The sequence below is a fragment of the Paraglaciecola sp. genome (genome assembly GCF_051252315.1).
Taxonomy (GTDB): Bacteria; Pseudomonadota; Gammaproteobacteria; order Enterobacterales; family Alteromonadaceae; genus Paraglaciecola.
The window spans coordinates 1-2794 of sequence record NZ_JBPOFP010000230.1; the positions used below are offsets into that span (position 1 = coordinate 1).

At 64.2% G+C, this 2794-nt stretch carries 4 protein-coding genes; 1 reads left to right on the plus strand and 3 read right to left on the minus strand.

What is annotated here, in order from left to right:
* From truB to rbfA, 3 genes are all read right to left on the minus strand, one after another.
* Positions 1-729 (minus strand): tRNA pseudouridine(55) synthase TruB (gene truB, locus ACSHXM_RS21495; RefSeq protein WP_435692421.1); only part of this gene is annotated, 729 nt, incomplete at its 3' end.
* Positions 730-1443, minus strand: a complete 714-nt coding sequence (locus ACSHXM_RS21500) for a phosphodiester glycosidase family protein (RefSeq protein ID WP_435692423.1) — start codon at positions 1441-1443, stop codon at positions 730-732.
* 1 nt (position 1444) lies between these two features.
* Positions 1445-1846, minus strand: coding sequence for a 30S ribosome-binding factor RbfA (gene rbfA / locus ACSHXM_RS21505; protein ID WP_435692425.1), 402 nt, complete (start codon positions 1844-1846; stop codon positions 1445-1447).
* A 48-nt stretch (positions 1847-1894) separates the two neighbouring features.
* Here rbfA and dapB point away from each other — a divergent pair, with 48 nt between their 5' ends.
* Positions 1895-2707 carry a 4-hydroxy-tetrahydrodipicolinate reductase gene (gene dapB / locus ACSHXM_RS21510; RefSeq protein ID WP_435692427.1) on the plus strand — a complete coding sequence of 271 codons (813 nt, stop codon included), beginning with the start codon at positions 1895-1897 and terminating at the stop codon, positions 2705-2707.
* Positions 2708-2794 lie beyond the last annotated feature (87 nt).

Genomic DNA, 2794 nt, shown 5'->3' on the forward strand with positions numbered 1-2794 from the left:
GGTCAGCATCGGCATGTCCGTCAGGCTGCATTCGAGAGGCTCCAAAAGCGCGTCGACGTCCTCGGCCGCCTCCAGCGCGTCGAGTGTGACCGCGTCGTCCAGCGTGAATGGCCCCGCCCATGTCCGGCGCAGCGTGACGACATGGGCCAATGTTCCGAGCGCCACGCCGAGGTCACGCGCGATCGAGCGGACATAGCCGCCCTTGCCGCAGGTCATCCGCAGGGTCGCGTGATCCGCATCGGGACGATCCAGCAAACTCAGCTCTGAAACATGCAGTGGACGCGCCTTGAGATCGAAGTCCTCACCCTCGCGGGCGAGGTCATAGGCGCGTGCGCCATCGACCTTCACCGCCGAAACTCGCGGCGGCACCTGAACGATATCGCCGGTGAACTGTGCCAGTGCGGCCTCGATCTGGTCGGTGTCGGGGCGGTGATCGCTGGCCTCCAGAATCTCGCCGCTGGCGTCATCGGTGCTGGTCGAGGACCCGAAGGCCAGCGTGAATTCATAGGATTTGAGCGCATCGGTGACGAAGGGGATCGTCTTGGTCGCCTCGCCCAGCGCCACCGCCAGCAGTCCGGTCGCGTCCGGGTCCAGCGTGCCTGCATGACCGGCCTTTTTGGCGTCGAACGCCCGGCGCACCTTGTTGACGACCGTGGTCGAGCCGATGCCCGCCGCCTTATCGACGATAACCCAGCCCGAGACGTCGCGCCCCTTCTTGCGGCGGCCCATCTATTCGAGCACGCCGACGATGGGCCCCATCGGCAGACCGCCATCGGATCGACCGGAGGCGGGATCGTGGAGGCGTGAGACGCGTCCATCGAAAAAAAGCGCGTCGGGCAGCCCAAGCCGGTCGCGGAAGAAGCTCGCGAAGCTGTGGAAATTAACGGCGGTGCCGGAGATCACGAAAACCGCGCGGTCGCCGTTCGCCGAGGTGCCGACCCCATTCCGGATCAGCCGCGAGGTGCCATCGGGCAGCAACTTGGGGTGCAATGCGCCGTCGACCACCAGCATCGGTCCCGATTGCGTGGCATCGCGGCATTCGGGCGCGGTTTCGACGTAGTCGAGCGTTTCATAGACCCGCGCGGTTTGATCGGTGATGCACAGGATACCGTTGGGGAGCAGTCCGAAATTGCCCGGCCCTTCGGAAGTGATCACGCGCATCGTCTCGATCCCGTTCTCGAGATAATGGCCAACGGGGGCGCGGTCGTCATGATACATGCCGGCATTCATCGCGAAGGACAGATCCTCGACATCGCGGGACGCGTCGATTGCCGCGAAACTGCCGAACACTTCGCCATCGGGGCCGGTGTGGAACAGGCGCAGGTTCTCGGTTGCGGGATCGACCTCGCAGGCGGTGTAGCGGGCGCCCTCGTAATCGATGGTTTCGCAGGTCACGGCGGCGGCGGGACCGGCCAGCAGCACGAATAGGGCAGCCAGTCGCATCTCAGTCGTCCAGATCGCGGCGGACGTTGTCCTCGGCAAAGAGGCGTCGGGTGTCATCCATCCGGTCGAACGTCTCGTCGATGCGAAACCGCAGTTCCGGGGCGTATTTTAGTGTCAGTTCCTTGCTCACCGCCCGGCGGATTTCCGAGGCGTTGCGCTTCAGCGCGGCAATCGCGCCCTCGCGGTCGTCACCGCCCAGCGGCATGACATAGGCGGTCGCCACCTTGAGGTCCGGGCTCGCCTGCACCTCGCCCACGGTGATCGAATAGCGGTTCAGTTCGGGATCGTGGATGTCGCCGCGGTTCAGCACATCCGCCATGGTGCGACGGATCAGTTCTCCGACGCGGAGCTGACGCTGCGAGGGTCCGCGGGCCGGGCCATCGTGATGTTTGTTTTTCGCCATGTCGCGTGATCTAAGGCCCGCAGCGGGATTTGCCAAGCGGAGGGACGTATGACGCCGGGTGTCGTGGTGATGGGGGCCTCTGGCCGAATGGGTCGAATGGTCATCGGATTGTTGTCCGAACGCGATGATCTGGCGCTGTCCGGCGCGGTCGAGCGCGAGGGTCATGACTGGATCGGTCAGGATGTCGGCACCGCCATGGGCGGCGCCGCGCTGGGCGTAAAGGTCAGCGACGACCCGCTGGAGACCATCGCATCGGCGCAGATCGTGATCGATTTCACCACGCCAGCCGCGACCGTGGCGACGGCGCAGATCGCCGCTCAGGCCCGTGCCGTGCATGTCATCGGCACCACCGGAATGAGTGAAGATGAGCAGGCCAGCATCGACATTTGCGGACGTCATGCCGTGATCGTACAGGCCGGGAACATGTCGCTTGGCGTCAACCTGCTGACCGGATTGACCCGGCAGGTCGCCGCGGCGCTGGGAACACAGTTCGATATCGAAGTGATCGAGGCGCACCACAATCGCAAGGTCGATGCGCCGTCCGGCACCGCGCTGATGCTGGGCGAGGCGGCGGCGAAGGGCCGCGGCGTTTCCCTCGACGAGGTGTCGGATCGCGGTCGCGACGGCATCACCGGTGCGCGCAAGAAAGGCGACATCGGATTTTCATCCATTCGCGGCGGCGACATCATCGGGGAACATGATGTCGTCTTCGCGGGCGAGGGCGAACGCATCGTGCTGCGCCATGTGGCAAGCGACCGTCGCCTGTTCGCGCGGGGCGCGTTGCAGGCCGGATTATGGGGTCTCGACCGTTCGCCGGGCTGTTATGATATGATGGATGTATTGGGATTGGCCGACTCATAGCGATGTTATTGGATATCTTCGCCCAAGTGCCTAACTGTTGTAGATGAAATATTTCTCGGAATTGGCCCAAATGAAGAAGATCACGCT